The 1,427-nt window shown below is 43.7% G+C and carries 1 protein-coding gene; it reads right to left on the bottom strand.

What is annotated here, in order from left to right; translation table 11 throughout:
- On the bottom strand, positions 1–1,427 hold a 1,427-nt coding region (locus ETC02_RS16540; RefSeq protein ID WP_253264184.1), incomplete at both ends, for a DNRLRE domain-containing protein.

Here is a 1,427-nt window from a genome sequence, read left to right as displayed (position 1 = left end):
CGATTCATAGTAGGAACCGTTAAAAATCCAAATTTTATACCCCGTCGCTCCACTCACAGGATTCCATTTGAAATCGATATATCCTGTTCCATTTCCGTTTGTATAACTTACCCCCGTCGGAGCAGATGGTTTCGCCAAATCCGGAATGGTTGGCATATACGCGCCGGACATGGCGCTTTCGCCTTGAGGAAAAATCGCACTGACTCGGAACCAGTAGTTCTTGCTATTCGGATAACTTCCTCCTGAATTTCGATACACCGGGGAAGGATCGACAGCAAGCTCCGTCCCTAACTGATCTTGGTGCAAGTCGTATCTTCCAGCGCTAATTTCAGAAGGGGTCGGCCAGATTTTTTTCCCCTTTGTACTCCAGGAAGTGACATTGCCTACATCAAACGCTTCATATGATTTCCCGTTATAAATCCAAACTTTATAACCCGTAGCACCAGGAACCGGATCCCATGATAAATTGATATATCCTGTGCCATCCCCATTACTGAAGGCCGTTCCTGTCGGCGTATTTGGAACTGGTATCGTATACGTAACAGACAAATATGGTTTATAACTGCTATTCGTGGTGGAGACAACCTTTTTCCAATACGTTTGTCCATTGCCATTCGTATGAAGTTTAAATCCGTAATTTGGCTTTGTCCCGGATGCCCATTCTTTTACCGTATTCGTTACATCAAATTGCGCCCATTGGTCTCTTGCGACATCAACCTTGCCAATGTTGGTGGAGGAAGGTTTATTATTCCACGTTAACGTGCTCGCGGACCATGGACCGTTGACAACATCTAGCCATAGACCTGTTGGTGTTGTTGCATAATACGAATGGGTGACATAGACATGGAACGTGGCACTCGTCACATTCATATTCTTGATGCTCGATAGATCTTGATTCAAAAAGCCATAGCAAGTGCCTGTTGTTCCATCATAATACCCCACCTTTAAAACGTATTGTCCCTGCGCCGAATCCCACTTACTTGATGAGGAACTATAGTTGGTTGTCGGATAGGCGCTCATTACAAATGCATCGGTAGACACATTAATGGAAGTACTCGGATCAATATAAACAGGGTATACACGTTTAGGATCCTTCAGCCACTCCGGGTCGGCTTTGACCGTTAAAATATATCCTTGATCATCCTGTTGTAATTCATACGTTACATTCTCTGAGCGCTGCACCTCGCCAGAGCGTTCATCGACATTCGAATCCACCATAAACGGCTTCGGCAGTTCAAACACCTTTTCATGTTCTTGATTTGTCAATAAAATGGAGCCATCGTCTTGAATGTCTGCTTGCAAATCCGTTTTCAGGCGGAATTTGAAAATATGATAGCCAGCAAACGAATGAAGAACCAAATCTTCTTTTGTTGACTCGTTAAATGCAATATTTTGCAGGTCTATGCTCGGAAAAATGTTTTTGTGAA

The organism is Geobacillus sp. DSP4a (assembly GCF_013096875.1).
Taxonomy (GTDB): domain Bacteria; phylum Bacillota; class Bacilli; order Bacillales; family Anoxybacillaceae; genus Geobacillus; species Geobacillus thermophilus.
This window is presented reverse-complemented; position numbering and strand designations above follow the sequence as displayed.